Source organism: Rhizobium oryzihabitans (assembly GCF_010669145.1).
In the GTDB taxonomy this organism is placed as follows: Bacteria; Pseudomonadota; Alphaproteobacteria; order Rhizobiales; family Rhizobiaceae; genus Agrobacterium; species Agrobacterium oryzihabitans.
In genome coordinates this window covers 1,097,435-1,118,067 of sequence record NZ_CP048635.1, presented here as the reverse complement: position 1 = coordinate 1,118,067, position 20,633 = coordinate 1,097,435, and the positions used below count along the sequence as shown (strand labels likewise).

The following is a 20,633-nucleotide window of genomic DNA, read 5'->3' as shown; positions in this document are numbered from 1 at the left end:
TGCCCAAAGGTTCAGCTTCTCGTTTTCGCCACCATGGTCAGAACGTCATACTGGGCGACGGCAACATCGTTCTGGTTGGTGACCTTGCAGTCCCAGCGCACCTCCCCGTGCTCGGCATCGACGCGCGGATTGATTTCCTTGCAGGTCAGCTGCACCTGCAACGTGTCCCCCGGATTAACCGGCGTGAGGAAGCGCAGATTGTCGACACCGTAATTGGCAAGCACCGGACCCGGTGCGGGATCGACGAAAAGGCCTGCCGCGAAGGAGACGATCAGATAACCGTGGGCAACGCGTCCCTCAAAGAACGGATTGGCCCTGGCCGCTTCCTCGTCCATATGTGCGTAGAATGTATCGCCGGTAAAATTGGCGAAATGTTCGATATCCTCCAGCGTCACCCGACGAGTGGCGGTGACCAGCTGATCGCCGATGCGAAGCTCCGCCAGCGACTTGCGGAAGGGATGTTCACCGTCCGTCTGTGTCTGCGCGCCGGCAACCCAGCGGCCGGTGACCGCTGAAAGAAGTGTCGGCGAGCCCTGTATGGCAGTGCGCTGCATGTAATGTTTGACGCCGCGCATGCCGCCAAGCTCCTCGCCGCCGCCGGCGCGGCCGGGACCGCCATGGACGAGGCCGGGCAACGGCGAGCCGTGGCCGGTCGAGGTCCTGGCGCTGACGCGGTTGCCGATCATCACCCGGCCATGGAACGGCGCCATGCCAAGCACGACCTCCTCCGCAAAGGCCGGATCATTGGTGAAGACCGAGGCGACGAGACTGCCCTTGCCACGACGCGCGAGATCAACGGCCTCCTCGGCGCGGTCATAGGGCATGACGGTGCTGACCGGGCCGAAAGCCTCGACGTCATGCACGGCCTTCGCCTCGAAGGGGCGGTCGCAATAAAGCAGCACCGGATTGAGAAAGGCACCGGCCTCGGCATTACCGGAAACGATGCGCGGCATATCGGGATCACCGGCAACGATTTCCGCATCGCCGAGCAGATCGCGGATGCGGGCACGCACTTCGTCGCGCTGGTCGAGGCTGGCGAGCGGACCCATGCGGACGTTTTCGTCGGTGGGATTGCCAAGCACCGTCTTGCCCAGCCGGTCGCCCAAGGCCGCGACCAGCGCATCACAATGGGCGCGCGGCGCGATGACACGGCGGATGGCCGTGCATTTCTGCCCGGCTTTCGACGTCATTTCACGAGCAACTTCCTTGACGAAGAGATCGAATTCCTCGGTTCCGGGCCCGGCATCGATGCCGAGCACGGAGGCATTGAGGCTATCGGCTTCCATGGTGAAGCGGACGGAATTGCCGATAACGGCAGGATGGCTCTTTAGTTTACGGCCGGTGGAGGCCGAGCCGGTGAAGGTGACGACGTCCTGACCCTCGACATGATCGAGCAGATCGCCGACCGAGCCAGCAATAAGCTGCACCGCACCTTCCGGCAGAAGGCCTGTCTCAATCATCCGGCGCACCATCAGTTCCGTCAGATAGGCCGTCTGGCTAGCGGGTTTGACGATTGCCGGCATGCCGGCAAGCAGCGTCGGGGCAAGCTTTTCCAGCATGCCCCAGCAGGGAAAATTGAAGGCGTTGATGTGTACCGCCACGCCTTGAAGCGGGCTTAGAATATGCTGGGCGGAAAAAGTGCCGTCCTTCGACAAAGCCTCGGCATCACCATCCAGCAGCACGCGGGTATTGGGCAGTTCGCGCCGGCCCTTGGAGGCGTAGGAAAGCAACGTGCCGATGCCGCCGTCAATATCGACCCAGCTGTCGGCGCGGGTAGCGCCGGTGGCTGCGGAAAGCGCGTAAAACTCTTCCTTGCGGTCCATCAGCGCCAGGCCAAGCGCCTTCAGCATCGCGGCCCGTTCATGGAAGGACATGCGGCGCAGCGCCGGACCGGCCTTTTCCCGACCATAGGCAAGGGTGCTGGCAAAATCGATGCCGCTCGAATCGATGAATGCGACGGGCGCACCGGTCGAGGCGTCAAGAAGCGGAACGCCTTCCCTGGCCCCCGTAGTCCAGCTGCCGCAGACATAGCTTTCGAGCCGGCGAGGCCGGGACGCCAGAACGTTCATAGTCATTTCCTTCCTGTCAGATCAGTTTCAGCGCAGACAATTGCGCTTCGACGTCCGCCTGCCATTCGGCAAGGAGTGTTTCATTGGGAGTATGGCGAAGGCCGAACCGTGCCAGCGTGCCAAAGCGCGCTGAGCCGGAAAGCCCGAAGCTCGCGGCAACCCGCGGGCGCCAATAGGTGATGGAGGCCATGGCCGCATCACGTTCGGCCGGATTTGCCGCGATGCGCTCAAGACCGGCGATGCCAAGTTCGAGATGGCGCGCCTCGCGCGGCAGGATGCGGCGGAAAACCTCGGCCAGCGGCTGGTAGGAGACATGTGAAAGCTCGCGCAGCTGAATGACCCCCGCCTTGCCCATCAGCACATTCATGACGACGGCGTCGACCCAGCCGCCGAGCGGATAATGGAAGACCGAAAGACGCATGTCGCCTTTCTGGCGGGCAGCCCCGATATCGGCATCGCGGGGAAGGCGCTCGGCCCAGGGGTGGTGGACGGCGTAACGTTCGCCATCGGCGCCGAAGCTTTCCATCACCTTCAGGATCTGGCCGGCATGATCGGTCTTTTCGAGCACGATGCGGGCGGCAGAGATACGCTCCTGGATACCCGGCGCGTCGTTGATGATATCGGCAAAACCGGCGGAGCCCGCCAGTTCGCTATCGACGAAGCTTGCCATCAGGCGCAGCAATTCGCCGCGATAGCGCGCCGGCACATTGTCCGGGGAGGTTAGGACACCGCCCTGCGCGAGATAGTCTTCGATCGGCATTGTTTCGGTGTGGGTCATGCGGTCGTCCTCCGCTCTCACTGGTCGTAGCTGACGACGACCTTGTCGCTCAGCGGGTAACACTGGCAGGTCAACACGTAACCCTGCCGAACCTCGTAATCTTCAAGCGCGTGATTGACCTCCATCTCAGTCTCGCCCTCGATGACCTTGGCGCGACAGGTGGAGCAGACGCCGGCCTTGCAGGCATAGGGCGCGTCGATATTGTTTTCGAGCGCAGCGTCGAGCAGGCTCTGGCCCTGTTTGGGCATGTTGAAGATACGGGTGGCGCCATCGAGCGTCACCGTTGCCTGACAGCTGGCATTCGCATCCGTGCCATGGGCGTTCTGTGCCCTCGCCCGTGCGCGGCCTGGCTGCGAAGAAGCGAAAAGCTCGAACTTGATCTGGTCGTCGCGCAGTCCGTGCTCGCGCAGCGCGCCTGCAATCGCCAGCATCATCGGCTCGGGACCGCAGATGAAGGCTGTCGTCACCGAGGTCAGGTCGATCCAGCTCTTGAACAGCGCTGCACATTTTTCCGCATTGACGCGGCCGGTGAAAAGGTCGATGTCCTGCGCCTCGCTTTCGAGCACATGCAGGACGGAAAAACGGCCAAGATAGCTGTTCTTCAGGTCCTCCAGCTCCTCACGGAACATGATCGAGGAAATCTGGCGGTTGGCATAGACAAGCGTGAAGCTGGAGCGCGGCTCGCGCTTGAGCGTCGTCTTGATGATCGACAGGACGGGGGTAATCCCGCTGCCGCCGGCAAAGCCGAGATAATGCTTGGATGCTTCGGGTTCGATATCGGTGAAAAAGGCCCCCATCGGCGGCATGGCCTCCAGCGTATCGCCGGCTTTCAGCCCCTCATTCGCCCAGCTGGAGAAGCAGCCGCCATCCACCCGCTTGATGCCGACGCGCAACACGCCTTCATCGCGTCCCGCGCAGATCGAATAGGAGCGGCGCAGTTCCTCACCATCGAACTTGCGGCGGAAGGTCAGGTACTGGCCCTGGGTGAAATCGAAGGCGGCGCGGTCTTCCTCGGCGGGAACCAGCGTCACGACAACAGCATCGCGGGTTTCGCGGCGCACTTCAGTAACATTCAGGGAATGGAAACGTGCCATGGGTGGCCCTCATCCTTTGCGTCAGGTCAGATGCACTTGAAATAATCGAAGGGTTCCAGGCAGTCGGTGCAGCGATAGCTGGCCTTGCATGGAGTCGAGCCAAACTGGCTGATCTTTTCGGTATTGGCCGACCCGCAGCGCGGACAGGCGATCGTCAGGTTGGAGCGGCCCGAAAGCCGGTCGATGCGCTTCATCAGCACACCGTCAGCAGCGGTTCCGTCAATCGGCGGCGCGATACCGTAGGTCCTGAGCTTCTCGCGGCCTTCCGCGCTGATCCAGTCGGTCGTCCAGGCGGGCGAAAGCTGGCGCTTCAGCCTGACCTTTTCGATACCCCGCTCGTTCAACGCACGCTCGATATCGAGGTTGATAATCGTCGTTGCCGGACAGCCGGAATAGGTCGGCGTGACCGTCACGACCAGCCCCTCTTCTTCCCAGGCGACATCGCGGATGATGCCGAGATCGACCAGCGATATGACAGGAATTTCCGGGTCCGGAACGTCCGCAAGCCAGGTCCAGACCTGCCGCGCAGAAGGGTGATGCTCGGCCGCCTTCATCGACGCCTCCTACCAGGTCCCGCCGGGATAGGCCCGTTGCAGGAACTGCAGATCAGAGAGAATGAAGCCGAGATGTTCGGTGTGGATGCCGCGCTTGCCACCCTTCTGCATATAGCCATCGGCCGGCGTCTTCAGCGTCGCCTCTTCCAGCGTCTCGGCCACAAGTTCATCCCAGGGCGCCTTCAGCGATGCAGGCTCCGGCGCCACGCCGGCGGCAGCAACCGCCGTATCCGAGGCATCGCCGATGAACAACTCGCCGGTAAAGGGCCAGAGATCGTCGAGTGCCGCCTGCATGCGGCGATGGCTCTCCACCGTGCCGTCGCCAAGCCGGATCACCAGATCGCGGCTGCGATCGAGATGATAGGACACTTCCTTCAAGGATTTTTCGGCGATTTCGGCGATGCGATGGTCGCTGGAGCTTTTGAGCCACTTCAGCAGAACGTAGTGCCACGCATCGAACAGGAACTGCCGCATCAACGTCTTGCCGAAATCGCCGTTCGGGCGCTCGACAAGCAGCACGTTGCGGAAATCCAGCCCGTCACGCAGATAGGCTAGATCGTCGGCGGAACGCCCCTTCCCCTCCACTTCGCCGGCAAGGCCAAGCCAGAGCTGCGTCTGGCCGATCAGGTCGAGCGCGGTGTTGGAAAGCGCGATATCCTCTTCGAGCGCTGGCGAGTGGCCACACCATTCCGAAACGCGATGACCGAGAATGAGGGTATTATCGCCCATCCGCAGCAGGAACTCAAAAAGGACGGCATTGTCGACGGTGGCAGTCTCTTGAGCCGCGCCCATCACATATGCCCCACTTCTTCCGGCACGTCGAAGAAAGTCGGATGACGGTAAACCTTGGAATTGGACGGCTCGAATAGCGGTCCCTTTTCCGACGGCGCACTGGCGGTGATGTCGCTGGAGCGGACCACCCAGATGCTGACACCCTCATTGCGGCGGGTATAGACGTCGCGGGCATTGTTGACGGCCATTTCCGCATCCGGCGCATGCAGGCTGCCGACATGGCGATGATTGAGGCCGTGCTGGCCGCGGATGAAGACCTCCCAGAGGGGCCATTCGCTGGACATGATTTCTCTCCCTTATTCGCGCTCGTCAGCGGCGGACCGCGGTGAGAGCGTATTGACTGCGATTGGGACCAAGGGACCGCAAGCGCGATCCGGAACACACCTATTCGGCGGCGATGCGGGCGGCCTGCCGGCGCGACTGCACCTTTTCTGCATGGGCGACGAGACCGTCACGGAACCACTCGCCATCGTCCCAGGCCTTTTTGCGGGCATTGAGACGCTCGGCATTGCAGGGGCCATTGCCGGCGATCACCGCGAAGAATTCGCTCCAGTCCGGCTCGCCGAAATCGTAGCCGCCCTTTTCCTCGTTCCACTTAAGGTCCGGGTCGGGGACGGTCAGACCGAGATAGGTTGCCTGCGGCACGGTCTGATCGACAAATTTCTGGCGCAGCTCGTCATTCGAATTCTGCTTGATCTTCCACGCCATCGACTGGGCCGAATGCACGGAAGCGTCGTCGGAAGGACCAAACATCATCAACGACGGCCACCACCAGCGGTTCAGCGCATCCTGAACCAGCGCCTTCTGTGCCGGGGTGCCCTTCACCATTTTCATCAGGATGTCGAAACCCTGGCGCTGATGGAAGCTTTCTTCCTTGCAGATGCGGACCATCGCGCGGGCATAAGGCCCGTAGGAACAGCGCTGCAGCGGCACCTGATTCATGATCGCCGCGCCATCGACCAGCCAGCCGACCGCACCGATATCGGCCCAGCTCAGCGTCGGATAGTTGAAGATAGAGGAGTATTTGGCCTTGCCGGAATGCAGCTGCTCGTACATTTCGTCACGGCTGATACCGAGGGTTTCGGCGGCGCAATAGAGATAGAGACCGTGACCGGCTTCGTCCTGCACCTTGGCCAGCAGGATCGCCTTGCGCTCCAGTGTCGGTGCGCGGGTGATCCAGTTGCCTTCCGGCAGCTGGCCGACAATCTCGGAATGGGCATGCTGGCTTATCTGGCGCACCAGCGTCTTGCGGTAACCTTCCGGCATCCATTCCTTCGGTTCGATCTTCTGGCCGGCGTCGATGCGCTCCTGGAAGGCGCGCTCGACCGGGTCCATTTCATCGAGGCTGCGGACGTGGGCGGCGTCGGTTTTCACCATCTGTGCATACATGGCCATTCCTCCTGTTTTATCGTGTCAGACACGTTCGAGAATGAGTGCGATGCCCTGGCCGACACCGATGCACATCGTACACAGCGCATAGCGGCCGCCCTGACGATGAAGCTGGTAGGCGGCGGTGGTGACGAGACGGGCGCCGCTCATGCCGAGCGGATGGCCCATGGCGATCGCGCCACCATTCGGGTTCACATGCGCCGCATCGTCGGGCAGACCGAGGTCACGCAACGTGGCGAGCGCCTGCGAGGCAAAGGCCTCGTTCAGTTCGATGACATCCATCTGGCCGATGGACAGTTTAGCACGTTCCAGCACGCGGCGCGCGGCAGGCGCAGGGCCAATGCCCATGATGCGGGGCTCGACGCCGGCGGCGGCCATGGCCACGATGCGGGCCTTCGGCGTCAAGCCTTGTGCCCTGGCCGTCATCTCGCTCGCGATCAACAGCGCGGCAGCGCCATCATTGACACCTGAAGCATTGCCGGCGGTGACGGAAAGGTCCGGTCCGTTGACCCCCTTGAGTTTGGCCAGCTGCTCGGCCGTCGTTCCGGGTCGCGGATGCTCGTCCCGATCAACGATGATCGGGTCGCCCTTCTTCTGCGGCACGGAAACGGGGGCTATCTCATCGGCAAAGACACCGGCCTCGTATGCCGCGGCCCACCGCGCCTGGCTGCGCGCAGCAAAAGCATCCTGATCCTCACGGCTAACCCCATAATCGGCGGCGACATTGTCGGCCGTTTCCGGCATGGAATCGACGCCAAAAGCCTTTTTCATCTTCGGATTGATAAAGCGCCATCCGATTGTCGTGTCGTATACGGCATTGGCCCGCGAAAAGGCGCTCTCCGCCTTGGGCATGACAAATGGGGCGCGGCTCATGCTTTCGGTGCCACCGGCAATGACGAAATCGCAGTCACCGGCACGAATGGCCCGGGCGGCCATGCCAACGGCATCCATGCCGGAACCACAGAGGCGGTTTACGGTCGTGCCGGGGACGGAGACAGGCATGCCCGATAGAAGGGCCGCCATGCGCGCAACATTGCGATTGTCTTCGCCGGCCTGATTGGCGCATCCATAAATCAGGTCATCGACCTTCGACCAGTCAACCTGCGGATTACGCGCCATCAGTGCTGCGAGCGGAACTGCGGCAAGATCGTCGGCACGCACAGAGGCCAACAGACCCGCATATCGTCCAATCGGAGTGCGAACAGCGTCGCAGATAAATGCTTCAGGCACGAATTCCTCCTCGTCCTCCTCAGCCCGGCGGGCCATTAGCCGACCGATCGGTTAGTTAATACCATTCCTTATGTCACAGTTCAATACGATTTTTGCAGATTCTTGTGACATTAGAAATTCTGCGATTTTGTTCGCACGCTTGCGCTCGCAAAAAACAGGACTCACATGATGGCGAGGAGACCGTCTAGTCGATGCCTGGTGGCAGCCGTCTCGGCTGGCAGAGGGCCGTCCTCCGTCAAAAATCTCCGCGCAATGAAGTCGTCCGCCTTTTTTGACAGGCGGACATAGAGCCGGGCAAAAAGGCGCCGTACTTCGGCATGAGGCCAATCATCCGGTAGCGCGGTCGCCGGAAGCCGCGGGTCGTGCAGGACAATCATCCGGTATTCATGCACAAGAAGAAGGCGGGCGGCCAGATGCTCTATCGGGCTGAGTGTCGCTCCCCCTTCCAGCGCCTCGGAAAATTTACCGTACCGTTCAAGGAATTCGCGATAAGCCGTGTCGTAGCTCGTTAAATTCCAGTGCTCGTTTGCCAGTTCCTTGAGACCTGAGGGGGTACCGGCAACCTCGGCATTGAAGGTGACGGCTCCGGCGGACAGGGGCGGAAGCGGCCGTGCTCCAATTGACAGGCGGGAACCAAGCCTGGTGTATCCAGCCTGTTCCAAAGCCCGCGCATCGGCCTCGAAGGCAGGTCCCCCGAGGTACACGAAACGCCAGACGGGCTGATCGGCAGTGCCGAAAAGCAGACGCGCGGCCGCCGCAAAATCAGTCTGCGCTACCTCGGTAAGACGGTAATAGCTGCGACGCCCCTGCCGCTCGCCGATCAACTGACCGGCGGAAACCAGCCTTGACGCTGCCGTGCGCACCAAAGTCTCGCTGATGCCGACTTCCGCGCAGGTTTCGATCAGGTTACCGACCCAGATCGCGCCGCCCCTCGGCTCGACGACATCACCGTAAATCGTGACGATGAAGCTCGCAGCTCTGAGCGAAGCATTACCCAAGAGAAGGCTTAGCGACATGTCCTCGTGATCCACCTTTTATGCGGGCTTTCCCCTGTCGTGGATGAATCAGGACGAAAAGCTGCGCGGTCGCTCACCTGCATGCATGACATCGATGGATAAGGCAACTCGGATGCTGGCGGCAATCTTTCCAATCGGAGACTATCGGGCAGAGAGCCCCGGAGTTTAGACCACTGGCATGCCAGCGCGTCTTAACGAATGTCATATGGGGTAGGGATTTTGGTCGTTTGCCAGAACTATTCTGGATTAAATAGTTTCCTGCGGTGTTCTCCTGGGTACGACGACGTACGTATAAGGAGGTAGCGCCGTGAAATCCCCCTGCTCCATCATATTCCTGATTGTGACACTTGCTTATACGCCAGTGTCTGCCAGTCCGTTCTCCGCCGCTGCCGGACATTATCGGATCGATCCCGCATCCCACATATGGTTTTCAATTGCGCAGGTTGCCGGCCCGGGAATTAACGGCACAATTCCCGATATATCCGGCCGCTTCGACATCGACCCGGACCAGCCTTCCAGATCCTTCGTGGAAATCAAATTGAACCCTTCCAGCGTCCGGACAGGACAGGAACGGGTGGAAAATTTCCTGCGATCCAGCGCGGTTTTCAACATCGCCGCCTATCCGCAAATCGTGTTTCGCTCCAGCCGCGTTACCCAGGACGGGCCGCGCAGCGCGGTGGTCGAGGGTGTTCTGACGGCCAGAGGCGTATCCAGATCCGAAACCTTCCACGCAACATTCGTCGAACAGCAAAAGGGATCGGTCATCTTCCATGTCACAGGCAATGTCCCCCGGATGCCCTATGGAATGGGTGTCGGCGTTCCGCTCTATTCGAATACGGTTGCGTTCGACATAGATTTGAAGGGCGTCAGATAAAAACCAGCGGGACCGGGATTAAGTGCCGCTGGCCGGTGTTTTGTCCAGTATCGGACATGGTGTCCGATCCGTTATTCTCAAAGGACTATCTCATGCGTGTAGATCATTTCGTTCTGGTCGGCACTCTGGCGCTCATCTCCACCGTTGCCCTTGCCGAACCCTACGCCGGTGGCGCCGTGGTTGAAACGGCAACGGCCAAGGGCACAATCCTGACTGACGCCAAAGGCATGACCCTTTATACCTTCGACAAGGATGCCGATGGTTCGTCGGCCTGCTATGATGCCTGTGCGAAGAAATGGCCGCCGCTCGCCGCATCGAAAACCGATAAGGCGGATGGCGACTACAAACCAATCGCCCGCAAGGACGGGACGATGCAATGGTCGCATGACGGAAAGCCGCTCTATCGCTGGCAGATGGACAAGAAGCCCGGAGACGTCACAGGCGATGGTGTCGGCGGTGTCTGGCACGTTGCCAAGGAATAGCACTCATGCCGGATTTTCTGGACGAGATGACGAGTTGCATACCAGCGCTTCGACGTTATGCGAACGCGCTCACGCACGATCGCGACACCGCTGACGATCTCGTTCAGGACTGTCTGGAAAGGGCTATCCGTAAAAAGGCGTTGTGGCGGCCGCAGGGTCCGTTGCGTCCATGGCTGTACCGGGTGCTTGTCAATGTCTACCGCAACAATCTGCGCGGCCGAAATCGACGGCCGCTGCAAATCCCGATTGACGATGTCGCGGAACAGCTGTTTGTGCCGGCCGCGCAGACAGGCCGGATAGCGCTTGCCGAAATGGCCCGCGCTATTGAAAACCTGTCCGGCGAACACCGCGAAGCACTCCTCCTCGTCGTCATCGAGGGTCTGAGTTATGCGGAAGCGGCAAAGGTTCTTGAAATTCCGCTGGGTACCCTGATGTCCCGTCTGGGGCGAGCCCGGACAGCCTTGGCCCGAATGACACAGGAAGACCAGCCAAATCTCAAGGTGATAAAATGACTGGCAGCCAGCCTCGGATAACCGAAACCGATCTGATCTCTTATGTCGACGGGCAGCTTGAGGACGAGCAGCGGCGTGACGCCGTTCGTGCCCATCTTGCCTCCAATCCGGTCGATGCACGCAAGGTCGAGATGTGGCAGCAGCAAAATGCCACGCTGGCAGCTCTCTATAACCCTGTTGATGTCGATGTCTTGCCCGCGCGCCTCGATGTCTATCGGATGGAGCGGCGCTTGCGATCAAAGCGGGCCGACTGGCGCAACATGGCGGCGGCTTCCATCCTTATCCTGGCTGTTGGACTGACGGGCGGCTGGTTTGCGCGCGGGCTTCTCTCACAGGTCGCGGAGCCTGCCCATTCCATCGTGGCGGATGCGACGCAGGCACATAAATTGTTCGCGAGCGATATTCTCCATCCGGTGGAGCTTCGCGCCGATGCCGAGAACGCTTCCAGTCTGCCAAAATGGCTGTCGAAACGGCTGGACCGCAAACTGAATATCCCGGACCTCACCCGCCACGGTCTGTCCCTTCTCGGCGGACGGATACTTCCGAGCTCGCAAGGAGCCGCAGCTCAACTGATGTACGAAGACAAAAGTGGACAGCGCCTCACTCTTTATATCGTGGCCGCGACTGACTCGAGCGACACCGCCATGCGGCGCTCCAGTTTCGGCTCGCTCGAAACCGTATCCTGGGACGATGAAACGATCCGCTGCGCTCTGGTCGGCAACCTGCCGGGCGACCGCATGGACGCCATCGCCAAAGACACCTATCAACAGCTGAGTTGACCGATGCAACATTTTCAGGAGCATTTCGATGGCGCACCGGCGGCTGAACGGAGGTGGCGAAATACGGCCGCTTCCTTTGGACTGGTGACGATCGCTTTCCACTGGGCGATCGCGGTCCTTTTCCTCGCGCAGCTTGGGCTGGGATATTGGATGAGCCGCGACAACATCGACCCGGTGCTCCAGTTCGACCTTTTTCAATATCACAAATCGATAGGGTTTCTGGTGCTGACCTTGGCCGTGCCCCGTTTGCTATGGTCGCTTTTCAGCAGGAGGCCGAGGGCACTCGATGGTGAAGGTCTCGTTTCCCGGCTGGCCGCGCGGGCCGCTCATGCTGCGCTGCTGTTTCTTACCCTTGCCGTTCCGCTTGCCGGTTGGGCAGTCGCGTCGACATCTCCTCTGCAGATCCCCAGCTATGTCTTCGATCTCATCGTCGTGCCAGCGCTGCCCATGGCGATCTCGGACCAGGCCGAAGCCTTCTGGACGGAGGTTCACGCTACTCTGGCCTATCTCGCAGCAATTATCGTCTTTTTTCATGTGATAGCGGCATTGTGGCACCATTTCATCCGAAGAGACCCGACCCTTCGGCGCATGATCCCTTATCTGGCACCCGCAGATAACGAGAGGGGAGCATCCTCCACTCGAAAATAGATGGCAGTTAAGCGTCTGTGATTGATATTTGCACCTGCCAGTGCCCTATGACCCGCCTCCGAGAAAAGTCTCTCGCGCAAGGAGCGTGTAATTGGATTCCGACGCCATCAAAGCTGTGAAAACCAGCACGAGCACGGGGGAAGAAGGATGGCGTAGATCAAGATCAGCCGTTCCCAGGCCATGTGCATGAAAATCGCAATGATCAGCCCCGCCTTCAGGAGCATAAAAGCGATGATCAGAGACCATCTGGGATAGCTCTGTATGCCGAGATAATCGACGAGATAGGAGCAGGCACTGAGGACGAAAAGCAGTCCCCAGACCACCATGTAAAGTCTTATCGGATGCTGCTGTCCCTGTTGTGACTGTTGCTGCGCCATGATGTCATCCTCACTCACCACAGATAGAAGAATGCAAAGATGAATACCCACACCAGATCGACGAAGTGCCAGTAAAGCCCCATTATTTCGACGATCTCGTAGTTGCCTTTCCGGCTGGTGAAAAATCCCCGTCTTTCCTGATCGAAATCTCCCCGCCAGACCTTGCGCGCCATGATCAGAAGGAACACCACCCCGATCGAGACATGGGTGCCGTGAAAGCCCGTGATCATGAAGAAAGACGAACCGAATTGCGCAGCACCGAAGGGGTTCTCCCAGGGGCGAACGCCTTCCCCGATCAGTTTCGTCCATTCGAATACCTGCATTCCGACGAACGTCGCGCCGAGAGCGGCCGTTACCACCATCAGCGCGGCGGTTTTACGCCGATCGCGGCGGTATCCGAAATTGACGGCCATGGCCATCGTTCCGCTGCTGCTGATAAGGACGAAGGTCATGATGGCGATCAGGATCAGCGGAATATCCTTGCCACCGATCGTCAGAGCGAAAACCTCGCTCGGATTGGGCCAGCCGACAGTGGTCGACATCCTCGCCGTCATATAGGCCAGGAGAAAGCAGCCGAAAATGAAGGTGTCGCTCAGAATGAAGAGCCACATCATCGCCTTGCCCCAGGAGACGTTCTTGAACGCCCGCTGGTCCGATGACAGATCGGCGGCAACGCCGCGTAGTCCCGTTGGCGGCAGATGTGGATCGTTTAAAGGTCTTTCCATGGATGCGGCCATGATCGGCACTCCTCAGGTGATCAATTGACGGCAGAGATCGACAAAACTGTTCGCCCAGCCGGCGAAAATTGCAAAAAGGATCAGCCAGACGACGAACATGAAATGCCAGTAGATGGTGCAAAGCTCCACGCTCAGGCGAACTCTCGCCGCAGGGCCGATCCCGGCGCGGATTGCCGTGCGCCCGAGCACGAAAAGCCCGCCCAATATGTGCAGGCCATGCAATCCGGTGATCATGTAGAAGAAGCTGTTCGATGGGTTATCCGCCAGCACATAACCCGCGGACGCCAGTTGCCGCCATGCCAGAACCTGCCCGACAACAAAGAGAACAGCCGCAACAAACGCCACGGCAAGAGCTACGTCCAGCATTTCGCGGCGATCCAGGCGGGCTTCGGTTTTCGCCCATTGCAGCGCTACGCTGCTGGTGGCAAGGGCCACAGTATTCACCCACAGCAACCGGGGGATCGGGATACCCCACCAGTCGGCACCGCCCATGCGCCCGAGATAGGCGCTGATGAGCAGCGCGAACAGCGCGCCGACGACGGCAAGGAAGATGCCGAGCCCGAGTTTCGCTTTTGTCTCCGACGATCCGCGCATCTGCGGCGCATCGCCTGCCAGACCTACCTCCAGCCAAGGCTTGGAGGCCAGTCTCTGCCTTGCCATCCACCAGCCGATGATGCCGCCGATCCCGGCCAGGAAAATGAGAATGGCGCTCATGACAACGCCCTCTCGGAAGGCCCGGCCGCAGCCGGCTGGTTTTGCGGCAGGAAGTCCTCAGCCGCGCCGGGAACGCTGTAGTCATATGGCCAGCGATAGACGACCGGCAATTCTCTGCCCCAGTTTCCATGAACCGGCGGCGTTTGCGGGGTCTGCCACTCCAGTGTTGTCGCCCGCCATGGATTGCCGCCGGCCTGCTTGCCCCAGCGCAGGCTCCAGGCGAGATTGAACAGGAACAGAAGCTGGGCAGCGCCGACGACAAGTGCTGCGACGGAGATGAACATGTTCAGCGTATGCGCCGAAGGTGGAATGAAAGCGGTTTCACCCAGTTCGTAATAACGGCGCGGCACACCGATCAGGCCGAGATAATGCATGGGGAAGAAGATGGCATAGGCGCCGATAAAGGTGATCCAGAAATGGATATGCCCCATAGTCGCATTCAGCATGCGGCCGGTGACTTTCGGATACCAGTGGTGGATCGCGCCGAAGATCACCATGATCGGCGCAACCCCCATCACCATATGGAAATGGGCAACGACGAACATGGTATCCGAAAGCGGCACATCGACGACGACATTGCCGAGGAAGAGGCCGGTCAATCCGCCGTTGACGAATGTGACGATGAAAGCGAGCGCAAACAGCATCGGCAAATTCAGATGGATATCGCCGCGCCAGAGCGTCAGCACCCAATTATAGACCTTGATCGCCGTCGGCACGGCGATAATCAGCGTCGTCGTGGCGAAAAAGAACCCGAAGTTCGGATTCATGCCGCTGACATACATATGATGCGCCCAGACGACGAAGCTCAGCGCCGCGATGATGACGATTGCCCAGACCATCATCCGGTAACCGAAGATGTTCTTGCGCGCATGGGTGCTGATGAGATCAGAAACGATGCCGAAGGCCGGAAGCGCGACGATATAGACTTCCGGATGACCGAAGAACCAGAACAGATGCTGGAACAGGATCGGACTGCCGCCCCCTGCTTCAATTGCTCACCCATCTCCACAATGGAAGGCATGAAGAAGCTCGTGCCGAGCAATCGGTCGAACAACATCATGACGGCGGCGACGAAAAGTGCCGGGAAGGCGAGCAGCGCCATGACGGTCGCCGTGAATATGCCCCATATCGTCAGGGGCATTCGCATCAGCGTCATGCCGCGCGTGCGCCCCTGCAGCACCGTGACGACGTAGTTCAGCCCGCCAAGCGTGAAGCCGATGATGAAAAGGATGAGCGACGAGAGCATCAGGATGATGCCCCAGTCGCGCCCGCCAGGCGTTCCCGAAAGCAGGGACTGCGGCGGATAAAGCGTCCAGCCTGCACCCGTTGGCCCGCCGGGCGCGAAAAAACCGGCGACCAGCACGAGGACGGCGAGCAGATAAAGCCAGTAGCTCAGCATGTTCGCATAGGGGAAGACCATGTCTCGCGCGCCGAGCATCAAGGGGATCAGATAATTGCCGAAACCACCGAGAAACAGCGCGGTGAGCAGATAGATCACCATGATCATGCCGTGCATGGTGATGAACTGATAATAATGTTCCGCATCGATGAAGGAGAAATAGCCGGGAAAACCGAGTTGCAGTCGCATCAGCCAGGACAAAACCAATGCCACCATGCCGATTGCCGTCGCAGTCAGGAAGTACTGAATGGCGATGATCTTGGCATCCTGGCTGAAGACATATTTCGTCCACCAGCTTTTCGGATGATAAAGCTCGACATCATCAACTTCAGCGGGCTGGATGACCTGCCCGGCGCCGGACCCAATCTCGACCATATTCCATCCTCCCTCTTCCCCTGATGCTGCTTTCCCTTCAACGACACATGGCGCTCATCGGGCCGCCGACTTTTCCGCCAATGCCAGCGATTTCGCGAATGTCGGCTGCTGTTGCAGCCAGGCCTGATAGTCAGCCTCGGTATCAACGACGACGGTGCCGCGCATCTGTGGGTGGCCGACGCCGCACAGTTCCGCGCAGAGAACCTCAAAGGTTCCCGTCCGTATCGGGGTGAACCAGTAATAGGTGACCGAACCGGGGATCATGTCCATCTTGGCCCGGAACTCCGGCACGTAGAAATCATGCACCACGTCAATCGCGCGCAGCAGCATTTTCACCGGCCTGCCGGCGGGCAGATGCAACTCGCCGCCTTCAACGATGACGTCGTCCATTCCGGCCGGGTCGTTCCGGTTCAAACCAAGCGGATTGTCCGACGTAATGGCGCGCGTGTCCGCCCGTCCGAGCCGTCCATCCGCTCCCGGCAACCGGAAACTCCATTGCCATTGCTGACCGACGATCTCCACCTCGCTGGCGCCGTCCGGCACCGTGACGAACTGTTTCCACACGAAAAGGCCCGGCAGCAGCATCGCGGCCACTCCGATCCCGGTTCCACCCGCCAGCCACCATTCCAGACGCTTGTTTTCGGGCTGGTACGCCGCCCGGTTTCCGGGGCGGTGCCTGAAGCGGAACACGCAATAGGCGACAAACAACACGACGGCCGAGAAAACAAAGCCGGTGATCCAGAAGGTGATGATGATGGTATTGTCGATGTAGCTCCAGTTCGAGGCAATCGGCGTCCACCACCAAGGGCTCAGCAGGTGGAAAGCGATTGACCCCACTACCAGCAGAACGAGAACCACAACGACAGCCATCGTCTCCTCCCCTGACACGGCCGCGACAATTTCTACAATCCTGTCGCGAAACGTATTAGCATTATCTCATTAACAGGTATGGCGAGCAATTGCGGCGCCAACAGCGGCTCGCCCCTCAATCGGCCCGATTCTCCCGATCCGCCCCGGCTCTTCCGCGCGTCATCCCGCTACTTGGAATATTGCTTCAGATAGGCGATCAGATTGGTGATATCGGTGTCGTCCTTCAGCCCGACGAAGGCCATTTTCGTGCCCTTCACCTTCGCCTTGGGGTCGTGCAGATAGTCGCGAAGCGACGTCTCGCTCCACACCAGCCCGGCCTTGCCGGCATCCTGCATCGCCTGGGAATAGGCGAAATTCGGATGCGTGCCGGCGGTTCTGCCAAACAGGCCGTTCAGCGAGGGGCCGACCTTGTTCTGGTCCGTTTCCACGACATGACAAATGCCGCATTTTTTGAAGACCGTGGCGCCTGCGGCAGGGTCACCCTCCTGGGCGTGCGCCTCAAGCGGAAGGGTAATGGCGAAAAGCAGACAGATGGCAGGAAAACGATACGACATGACATCCTCACGCGCTCCATCGCCATCCCGGCCGAGACTGCCCGCGCAAGGCGGGCCGCAACGGCGGGACGGATGATCTTAAGCTGGATTTCCTTTATGAATTCAGGGCATGCGATTTGGATAAACGGGAACGATCAGTTTTCGATACAGATGCCAGGTCGAATGCCCGAGGACAGGCATGACCACAGCAAGGCCGATGAAAACCGGGATCGTCCCGACGACGAGCAGCGCCGCGACAATCAAGCCCCAAAGTGCAACCGGCACCGGATTGGCAAGCGTGGCGCGGATGCTCGCATCCACGGCCGCGACAGCACCCACATCCCGATCCAGCATCAGCGGAAACGCCACAACAGTTGTCGCCAGCACAATGACCGCAAAAACGAAACCGGCCAGATTGCCCCAGATTATAAGGGAAAGGCCCTGCGAGGTCGTCAGAACATCTGACAGAAATGTTGAGAAAGAGACCGGACCGACCGCTTCGAAAGTCGTGGTGTAGATATGCTGCGCAACAATCAGCCAGACGATGAAAAGAGCAAAAAGCATAAAGCCGACCGCGAGGATCGACGGCAGCGCCGGAGAGTGGCGAACCTCCAGCGCGTGACGCCAGGAGCTATCCAGCCCCTGCTCGCGGCGTCGACTGATTTCATATAGACCGATGGCCGCAATGGGGCCGATCAGCGCAAAGCCCGACATCAGGGGATAAATCAGCGGCAATAGATTGGCGCCGGAACTCCACATGACGAGAAAAACACCCGCTATCGGATACATGAGACAGATGAAGACATAGTGCGACGGTTTCTCCCGAAAATCCGCCAGCCCCAACCTCAGAGCATCAACAAGATCCGCAATACCTATCTTCCGGACTTCCGGGCGTGCAAATCCGCCGCTCGCGCCGGCCATGACATGGAATGCCGTCATAGCATCTCTCCTCCTGCGCCATGATCCGGCTGGCGGTGTAAGGACGTGCGGTGACTTTTTACCTATGCGTCAAACCGCAACCGGTTGTTTTAAATCTATCAAATTTTCTCGCCTTTGTCGCCTGTTCTTTAAATTGGGAAAATTAGCTACAGGCCGTCGTCACTGGCGGCGATTTTCAAGGCGGACACCTCAGGACAAGACTGCGGACCTGAAGGGCGGATTTGCCAGCTAGTCGAGCAGCGCATCCTGAAAACAGCATTTGCGTCAGCCACCCGCCCCCGAACCGCTAGACATTGACCTTCCCACAACGGAAAAGCTGCCCTCGAAGGTAGCTTTTGCTAGATCTTGGAATTTGCACGCGCCATCGAAAGCGAGACCACCAGTCCCGGCTGGTTGTCGGCCAGCGTAATATCTACGCCATGCAGGTCGGCGATGGCGCGGACGAGACTGAGGCCGAGGCCGCTTCCGGGTGTCGAGCGGCTCTTGTCGAGCCGGTAGAGGCGGCGGAAGACCTTGTCGCGCTCGGCTTCCGGAATACCCGGGCCCGTGTCACGGACGGTCGCGACCAGTCTATTTCCGTTGGCCGCAAGCGAAAGGTCGATGTGGGTACCCGGCCGGCAATGATTGATCGCATTCTCGACGAGATTGACGAGGAGCTGCATCAGCAGCTCGCGATCGCCGGATACCAGCCAAACACCGGGCGAGGGTGCGGCAAAACTTAGGAACTGGCCGTTGTCTTCGGCGACATCGGCATAAATTTCCACGATGTCGTTCATCAGGCCGAGAAGATCGACAGGGCGGAAACGAACCTTGCGGCCACCCGCCTCGATCTGTGAAATTCGCAGCAACGCCTCAAAAGTGGCGTTGATCTGGTCGCTTTCGCCAAGCGCATCGGCGAGAAGATCCTCGATCGGCTCAAGACGCTCGTTGCGGCCCATGGCATCCTGGATCGTCATCTTCAGGCGGTTGAGCGGCGTCTTGAGATCGTGAGCGATGTCGGCGCTGACCTGGCGCATGCTCTCCACCAGCCGAGAGAGGCGCTCCAGCGCGTCGTTGATCTGGATTGACAGCAGATCAATATCATCGCGCCTGCCACTCAAAGGAATGCGCGCCTGCATCCGGCCATTGGAAATATCCACCATGGTCTCGACCACACCGTCAAGGCGCCTCTGTGCCCGCTTCGCCAGGATGACCCCACCCACCGCGGCAAAGGCAATGGTCAGCACCGCCACCCAGGCGAAACTGAAAAGGGCGATATCCTCGAAATCATCGGTTTCCGAGAGGCTGCGTCCGACAGTCAGGCGGTTCTGGCCGACCGGCCCGGAGACAACACGGAAGACCGTATCATCCGGCAGACCGATTTCCCTAGCCGTAATGCTCGCGAGACCATCCGGAAGGTGCGGAACGGTGGCGTTGCCGGCGATGCGCCGACCGTTGGGATCAACCAGTGAAAAGACCCGCTCGTCCGACGTCGGGTGCCTGCCATAGGCTTTGATCGCCGCGACGAGGTCTTCCATGTCGTTGGGTGCATAGTTCGATGTGGTAACCGCATACATTTCCGTGACGGATGTATCCAAGGCACCCATCAGTTCCCGCTTCAGGTACTGATAGGTGATGAAGCCGGAAATCAGGAAGCCGAGGATGAACAGCAGGCCGAAGGCCAGCGCCAGCCGGAAGGGCGTGCTGCGATACAGCCTAGCGCGGTGCATGCAGGCTATAACCGATATTGCGGATCGTATGGAGAAGCTGGACCGTGAAAGGCTTATCGATCTTGGCACGCAGGCGGCTGATATGCGTCTCGACGACGCTTGTCTTCGGATCGAAATGAAAGTCCCAGACGCGTTCCAGAAGCATGGTTCGGGTGAGCACCCTGCCCTCGCCGCGCATTAATGTTTCGAGCAACGTGAATTCGCGGGGCTGCAGGTCGATGGTCTGATCGCTCCTGCGCACCACCCGCCTGATCAGGTCGATCTCGAGATCGGCCACACGCAGCACCGTCGTCTGCTCTTGGGGCGGCGGGCGGCGGCCAAGTGCATTGACCCGCGCGAGCAGTTCGGAAAAGGCGAAGGGCTTGACGAGATAGTCGTCTCCGCCGGCTTCCAACCCCTCCACCCGATCGTCGACGCCGCCGACGGAGGTCAGGAAGAGCACCGGCGTCTTGACCTGCGCCGCCCGGATTGCCTTGACGACTGAAAGACCGTCAAGACCCGGCAGCATCCGGTCGACGATGAGAACATCATAGGCTTCACGGGTCGCCTGGAACAGGCCATCACGCCCGTCATCAATCGGATCGCAGACATGCCCCGCCTCCGTCAGGCCCCTGACGATATACTCGATGGTTTTTCGATCATCCTCGATCAGAAGGATACGCATTGAAATCTCGCTTGTTCCGTCAGGCGTCTCATTAGCAGGAAACGGGCCGCCGGTCTTCACCGGATCAGCCCCTCTGACACAGGGGAGCGGCCGCTCCGG

21 protein-coding genes and 2 pseudogenes are annotated in these 20,633 nt (G+C 59.8%); 5 read left to right on the top strand and 18 right to left on the bottom strand.

The annotated features are described in order from the left end of the window. Nucleotides 1–11: 11 nt before the first annotated feature. From paaZ to G3A56_RS21870, 9 genes are all read right to left on the bottom strand, one after another. On the bottom strand, nt 12–2,069 hold the full coding sequence (gene paaZ / locus G3A56_RS21910) for a phenylacetic acid degradation bifunctional protein PaaZ (RefSeq protein ID WP_082185180.1): 2,058 nt from the start codon (nt 2,067–2,069) through the stop codon (nt 12–14). A gap of 16 nt (nt 2,070–2,085) precedes the next feature. Next, entirely contained in the window at nt 2,086–2,847 is a 762-nt protein-coding gene (locus tag G3A56_RS21905) for a Phenylacetic acid catabolic protein (protein WP_082185181.1), read from the bottom strand. Nucleotides 2,848–2,864: 17 nt separating this feature from the next. Continuing rightward, nucleotides 2,865–3,941 carry a 1,2-phenylacetyl-CoA epoxidase subunit PaaE gene (paaE, locus tag G3A56_RS21900; RefSeq protein ID WP_080839388.1) on the bottom strand — a complete coding sequence of 359 codons (1,077 nt, stop codon included), beginning with the start codon at nt 3,939–3,941 and terminating at the stop codon, nt 2,865–2,867. Between the two features lie 26 nt (nt 3,942–3,967). Further along, complete coding sequence (gene paaD / locus G3A56_RS21895; RefSeq protein WP_082185182.1) at nt 3,968–4,495, bottom strand: 1,2-phenylacetyl-CoA epoxidase subunit PaaD; 528 nt, start codon at nt 4,493–4,495, stop codon at nt 3,968–3,970. A 9-nt stretch (nt 4,496–4,504) separates the two neighbouring features. After that, nucleotides 4,505–5,287 (bottom strand): 1,2-phenylacetyl-CoA epoxidase subunit PaaC, encoded by a 783-nt coding sequence (paaC, locus tag G3A56_RS21890; protein WP_082185183.1) that lies wholly within the window; start codon nt 5,285–5,287, stop codon nt 4,505–4,507. Then, nucleotides 5,287–5,571 carry a 1,2-phenylacetyl-CoA epoxidase subunit PaaB gene (gene paaB / locus G3A56_RS21885; protein ID WP_003498121.1) on the bottom strand — a complete coding sequence of 95 codons (285 nt, stop codon included), beginning with the start codon at nt 5,569–5,571 and terminating at the stop codon, nt 5,287–5,289. Before paaB ends, paaC begins: the two co-directional genes overlap by 1 nt. A gap of 100 nt (nt 5,572–5,671) precedes the next feature. Next, nucleotides 5,672–6,676, bottom strand: coding sequence for a 1,2-phenylacetyl-CoA epoxidase subunit PaaA (paaA, locus tag G3A56_RS21880; protein WP_035242963.1), 1,005 nt, complete (start codon nt 6,674–6,676; stop codon nt 5,672–5,674). Nucleotides 6,677–6,700: 24 nt separating this feature from the next. Further along, nucleotides 6,701–7,906 (bottom strand): 3-oxoadipyl-CoA thiolase, encoded by a 1,206-nt coding sequence (gene pcaF, locus G3A56_RS21875; protein ID WP_035227489.1) that lies wholly within the window; start codon nt 7,904–7,906, stop codon nt 6,701–6,703. A 161-nt stretch (nt 7,907–8,067) separates the two neighbouring features. Next, nucleotides 8,068–8,922 carry a PaaX family transcriptional regulator C-terminal domain-containing protein gene (locus G3A56_RS21870; RefSeq protein ID WP_246231405.1) on the bottom strand — a complete coding sequence of 285 codons (855 nt, stop codon included), beginning with the start codon at nt 8,920–8,922 and terminating at the stop codon, nt 8,068–8,070. Between the two features lie 307 nt (nt 8,923–9,229). Here G3A56_RS21870 and G3A56_RS21865 point away from each other — a divergent pair, with 307 nt between their 5' ends. The 5 genes from G3A56_RS21865 to G3A56_RS21845 all read left to right on the top strand — a co-directional run bounded on the left by G3A56_RS21865 (nt 9,230) and on the right by G3A56_RS21845 (nt 12,217). Further along, nucleotides 9,230–9,796: a YceI family protein gene (locus tag G3A56_RS21865; RefSeq protein ID WP_082185186.1), complete on the top strand. Its 567-nt coding sequence runs from the start codon at nt 9,230–9,232 to the stop codon at nt 9,794–9,796. A gap of 92 nt (nt 9,797–9,888) precedes the next feature. Then, the gene (locus G3A56_RS21860; protein WP_082185187.1) at nt 9,889–10,278 is read left to right on the top strand and encodes a COG4315 family predicted lipoprotein; all 390 of its coding nucleotides are present in this window, start codon (nt 9,889–9,891) and stop codon (nt 10,276–10,278) included. 5 nt (nt 10,279–10,283) lie between these two features. Next, nucleotides 10,284–10,790 carry a sigma-70 family RNA polymerase sigma factor gene (locus G3A56_RS21855; protein ID WP_082185188.1) on the top strand — a complete coding sequence of 169 codons (507 nt, stop codon included), beginning with the start codon at nt 10,284–10,286 and terminating at the stop codon, nt 10,788–10,790. Beyond that, nucleotides 10,787–11,569 carry an anti-sigma factor family protein gene (locus G3A56_RS21850; RefSeq protein ID WP_082185189.1) on the top strand — a complete coding sequence of 261 codons (783 nt, stop codon included), beginning with the start codon at nt 10,787–10,789 and terminating at the stop codon, nt 11,567–11,569. The genes G3A56_RS21855 and G3A56_RS21850 overlap by 4 nt, the downstream gene beginning before the upstream one ends. Nucleotides 11,570–11,572: 3 nt before the next feature. Beyond that, nucleotides 11,573–12,217, top strand: coding sequence for a cytochrome b (locus tag G3A56_RS21845; protein ID WP_082185190.1), 645 nt, complete (start codon nt 11,573–11,575; stop codon nt 12,215–12,217). Nucleotides 12,218–12,262: 45 nt separating this feature from the next. Here G3A56_RS21845 and G3A56_RS21840 read toward each other — a convergent pair. From G3A56_RS21840 to G3A56_RS21800, 9 genes and pseudogenes are all read right to left on the bottom strand, one after another. After that, nucleotides 12,263–12,594: pseudogene (locus G3A56_RS21840) on the bottom strand (cytochrome C oxidase subunit IV family protein). Nucleotides 12,595–12,608: 14 nt separating this feature from the next. Continuing rightward, nucleotides 12,609–13,331 (bottom strand): heme-copper oxidase subunit III family protein, encoded by a 723-nt coding sequence (locus tag G3A56_RS21835; protein ID WP_082185192.1) that lies wholly within the window; start codon nt 13,329–13,331, stop codon nt 12,609–12,611. A 12-nt stretch (nt 13,332–13,343) separates the two neighbouring features. Continuing rightward, the gene (locus G3A56_RS21830) at nt 13,344–14,045 is read right to left on the bottom strand and encodes a cytochrome c oxidase subunit 3 (RefSeq protein ID WP_082185193.1); all 702 of its coding nucleotides are present in this window, start codon (nt 14,043–14,045) and stop codon (nt 13,344–13,346) included. Continuing rightward, nucleotides 14,042–15,819 (bottom strand): annotated as a pseudogene (locus tag G3A56_RS21825) (cbb3-type cytochrome c oxidase subunit I). Before G3A56_RS21825 ends, G3A56_RS21830 begins: the two are co-directional and overlap by 4 nt. A gap of 54 nt (nt 15,820–15,873) precedes the next feature. Further along, entirely contained in the window at nt 15,874–16,689 is an 816-nt protein-coding gene (locus G3A56_RS21820) for a cytochrome c oxidase subunit II (RefSeq protein ID WP_082185195.1), read from the bottom strand. Between the two features lie 167 nt (nt 16,690–16,856). Then, entirely contained in the window at nt 16,857–17,243 is a 387-nt protein-coding gene (locus tag G3A56_RS21815) for a c-type cytochrome (RefSeq protein WP_082185196.1), read from the bottom strand. A 102-nt stretch (nt 17,244–17,345) separates the two neighbouring features. Next, nucleotides 17,346–18,161, bottom strand: coding sequence for a DUF2189 domain-containing protein (locus tag G3A56_RS21810; RefSeq protein WP_082185197.1), 816 nt, complete (start codon nt 18,159–18,161; stop codon nt 17,346–17,348). A 338-nt stretch (nt 18,162–18,499) separates the two neighbouring features. Continuing rightward, nucleotides 18,500–19,870 (bottom strand): sensor histidine kinase, encoded by a 1,371-nt coding sequence (locus G3A56_RS21805; protein ID WP_082185198.1) that lies wholly within the window; start codon nt 19,868–19,870, stop codon nt 18,500–18,502. Beyond that, nucleotides 19,857–20,534, bottom strand: a complete 678-nt coding sequence (locus G3A56_RS21800) for a response regulator (RefSeq protein ID WP_082185199.1) — start codon at nt 20,532–20,534, stop codon at nt 19,857–19,859. The genes G3A56_RS21805 and G3A56_RS21800 overlap by 14 nt, the downstream gene beginning before the upstream one ends. Nucleotides 20,535–20,633: the final 99 nt, after the last annotated feature.

Bases quoted from the DNA above. Each gene is read 5' to 3' on its own strand.
- paaA (WP_035242963.1), bottom strand. From the start codon at position 6,676: ATGTATGCACAGATGGTGAAAACCGACGCCGCCCACGTCCGCAGCCTC.
- G3A56_RS21810 (WP_082185197.1), bottom strand. From the start codon at position 18,161: ATGACGGCATTCCATGTCATGGCCGGCGCGAGCGGCGGATTTGCACGC.
- G3A56_RS21830 (WP_082185193.1), bottom strand. From the start codon at position 14,045: ATGAGCGCCATTCTCATTTTCCTGGCCGGGATCGGCGGCATCATCGGC.
- G3A56_RS21845 (WP_082185190.1), top strand. From the start codon at position 11,573: ATGCAACATTTTCAGGAGCATTTCGATGGCGCACCGGCGGCTGAACGG.
- G3A56_RS21850 (WP_082185189.1), top strand. From the start codon at position 10,787: ATGACTGGCAGCCAGCCTCGGATAACCGAAACCGATCTGATCTCTTAT.
- G3A56_RS21855 (WP_082185188.1), top strand. From the start codon at position 10,284: ATGCCGGATTTTCTGGACGAGATGACGAGTTGCATACCAGCGCTTCGA.
- paaB (WP_003498121.1), bottom strand. From the start codon at position 5,571: ATGTCCAGCGAATGGCCCCTCTGGGAGGTCTTCATCCGCGGCCAGCAC.
- G3A56_RS21835 (WP_082185192.1), bottom strand. From the start codon at position 13,331: ATGGCCGCATCCATGGAAAGACCTTTAAACGATCCACATCTGCCGCCA.
- paaZ (WP_082185180.1), bottom strand. From the start codon at position 2,069: ATGAACGTTCTGGCGTCCCGGCCTCGCCGGCTCGAAAGCTATGTCTGC.
- G3A56_RS21820 (WP_082185195.1), bottom strand. From the start codon at position 16,689: ATGGCTGTCGTTGTGGTTCTCGTTCTGCTGGTAGTGGGGTCAATCGCT.
- paaE (WP_080839388.1), bottom strand. From the start codon at position 3,941: ATGGCACGTTTCCATTCCCTGAATGTTACTGAAGTGCGCCGCGAAACC.
- G3A56_RS21860 (WP_082185187.1), top strand. From the start codon at position 9,889: ATGCGTGTAGATCATTTCGTTCTGGTCGGCACTCTGGCGCTCATCTCC.
- G3A56_RS21805 (WP_082185198.1), bottom strand. From the start codon at position 19,870: ATGCACCGCGCTAGGCTGTATCGCAGCACGCCCTTCCGGCTGGCGCTG.
- G3A56_RS21800 (WP_082185199.1), bottom strand. From the start codon at position 20,534: ATGCGTATCCTTCTGATCGAGGATGATCGAAAAACCATCGAGTATATC.
- G3A56_RS21905 (WP_082185181.1), bottom strand. From the start codon at position 2,847: ATGACCCACACCGAAACAATGCCGATCGAAGACTATCTCGCGCAGGGC.
- G3A56_RS21870 (WP_246231405.1), bottom strand. From the start codon at position 8,922: ATGTCGCTAAGCCTTCTCTTGGGTAATGCTTCGCTCAGAGCTGCGAGC.
- paaD (WP_082185182.1), bottom strand. From the start codon at position 4,495: ATGAAGGCGGCCGAGCATCACCCTTCTGCGCGGCAGGTCTGGACCTGG.
- paaC (WP_082185183.1), bottom strand. From the start codon at position 5,287: ATGGGCGCGGCTCAAGAGACTGCCACCGTCGACAATGCCGTCCTTTTT.
- G3A56_RS21815 (WP_082185196.1), bottom strand. From the start codon at position 17,243: ATGTCGTATCGTTTTCCTGCCATCTGTCTGCTTTTCGCCATTACCCTT.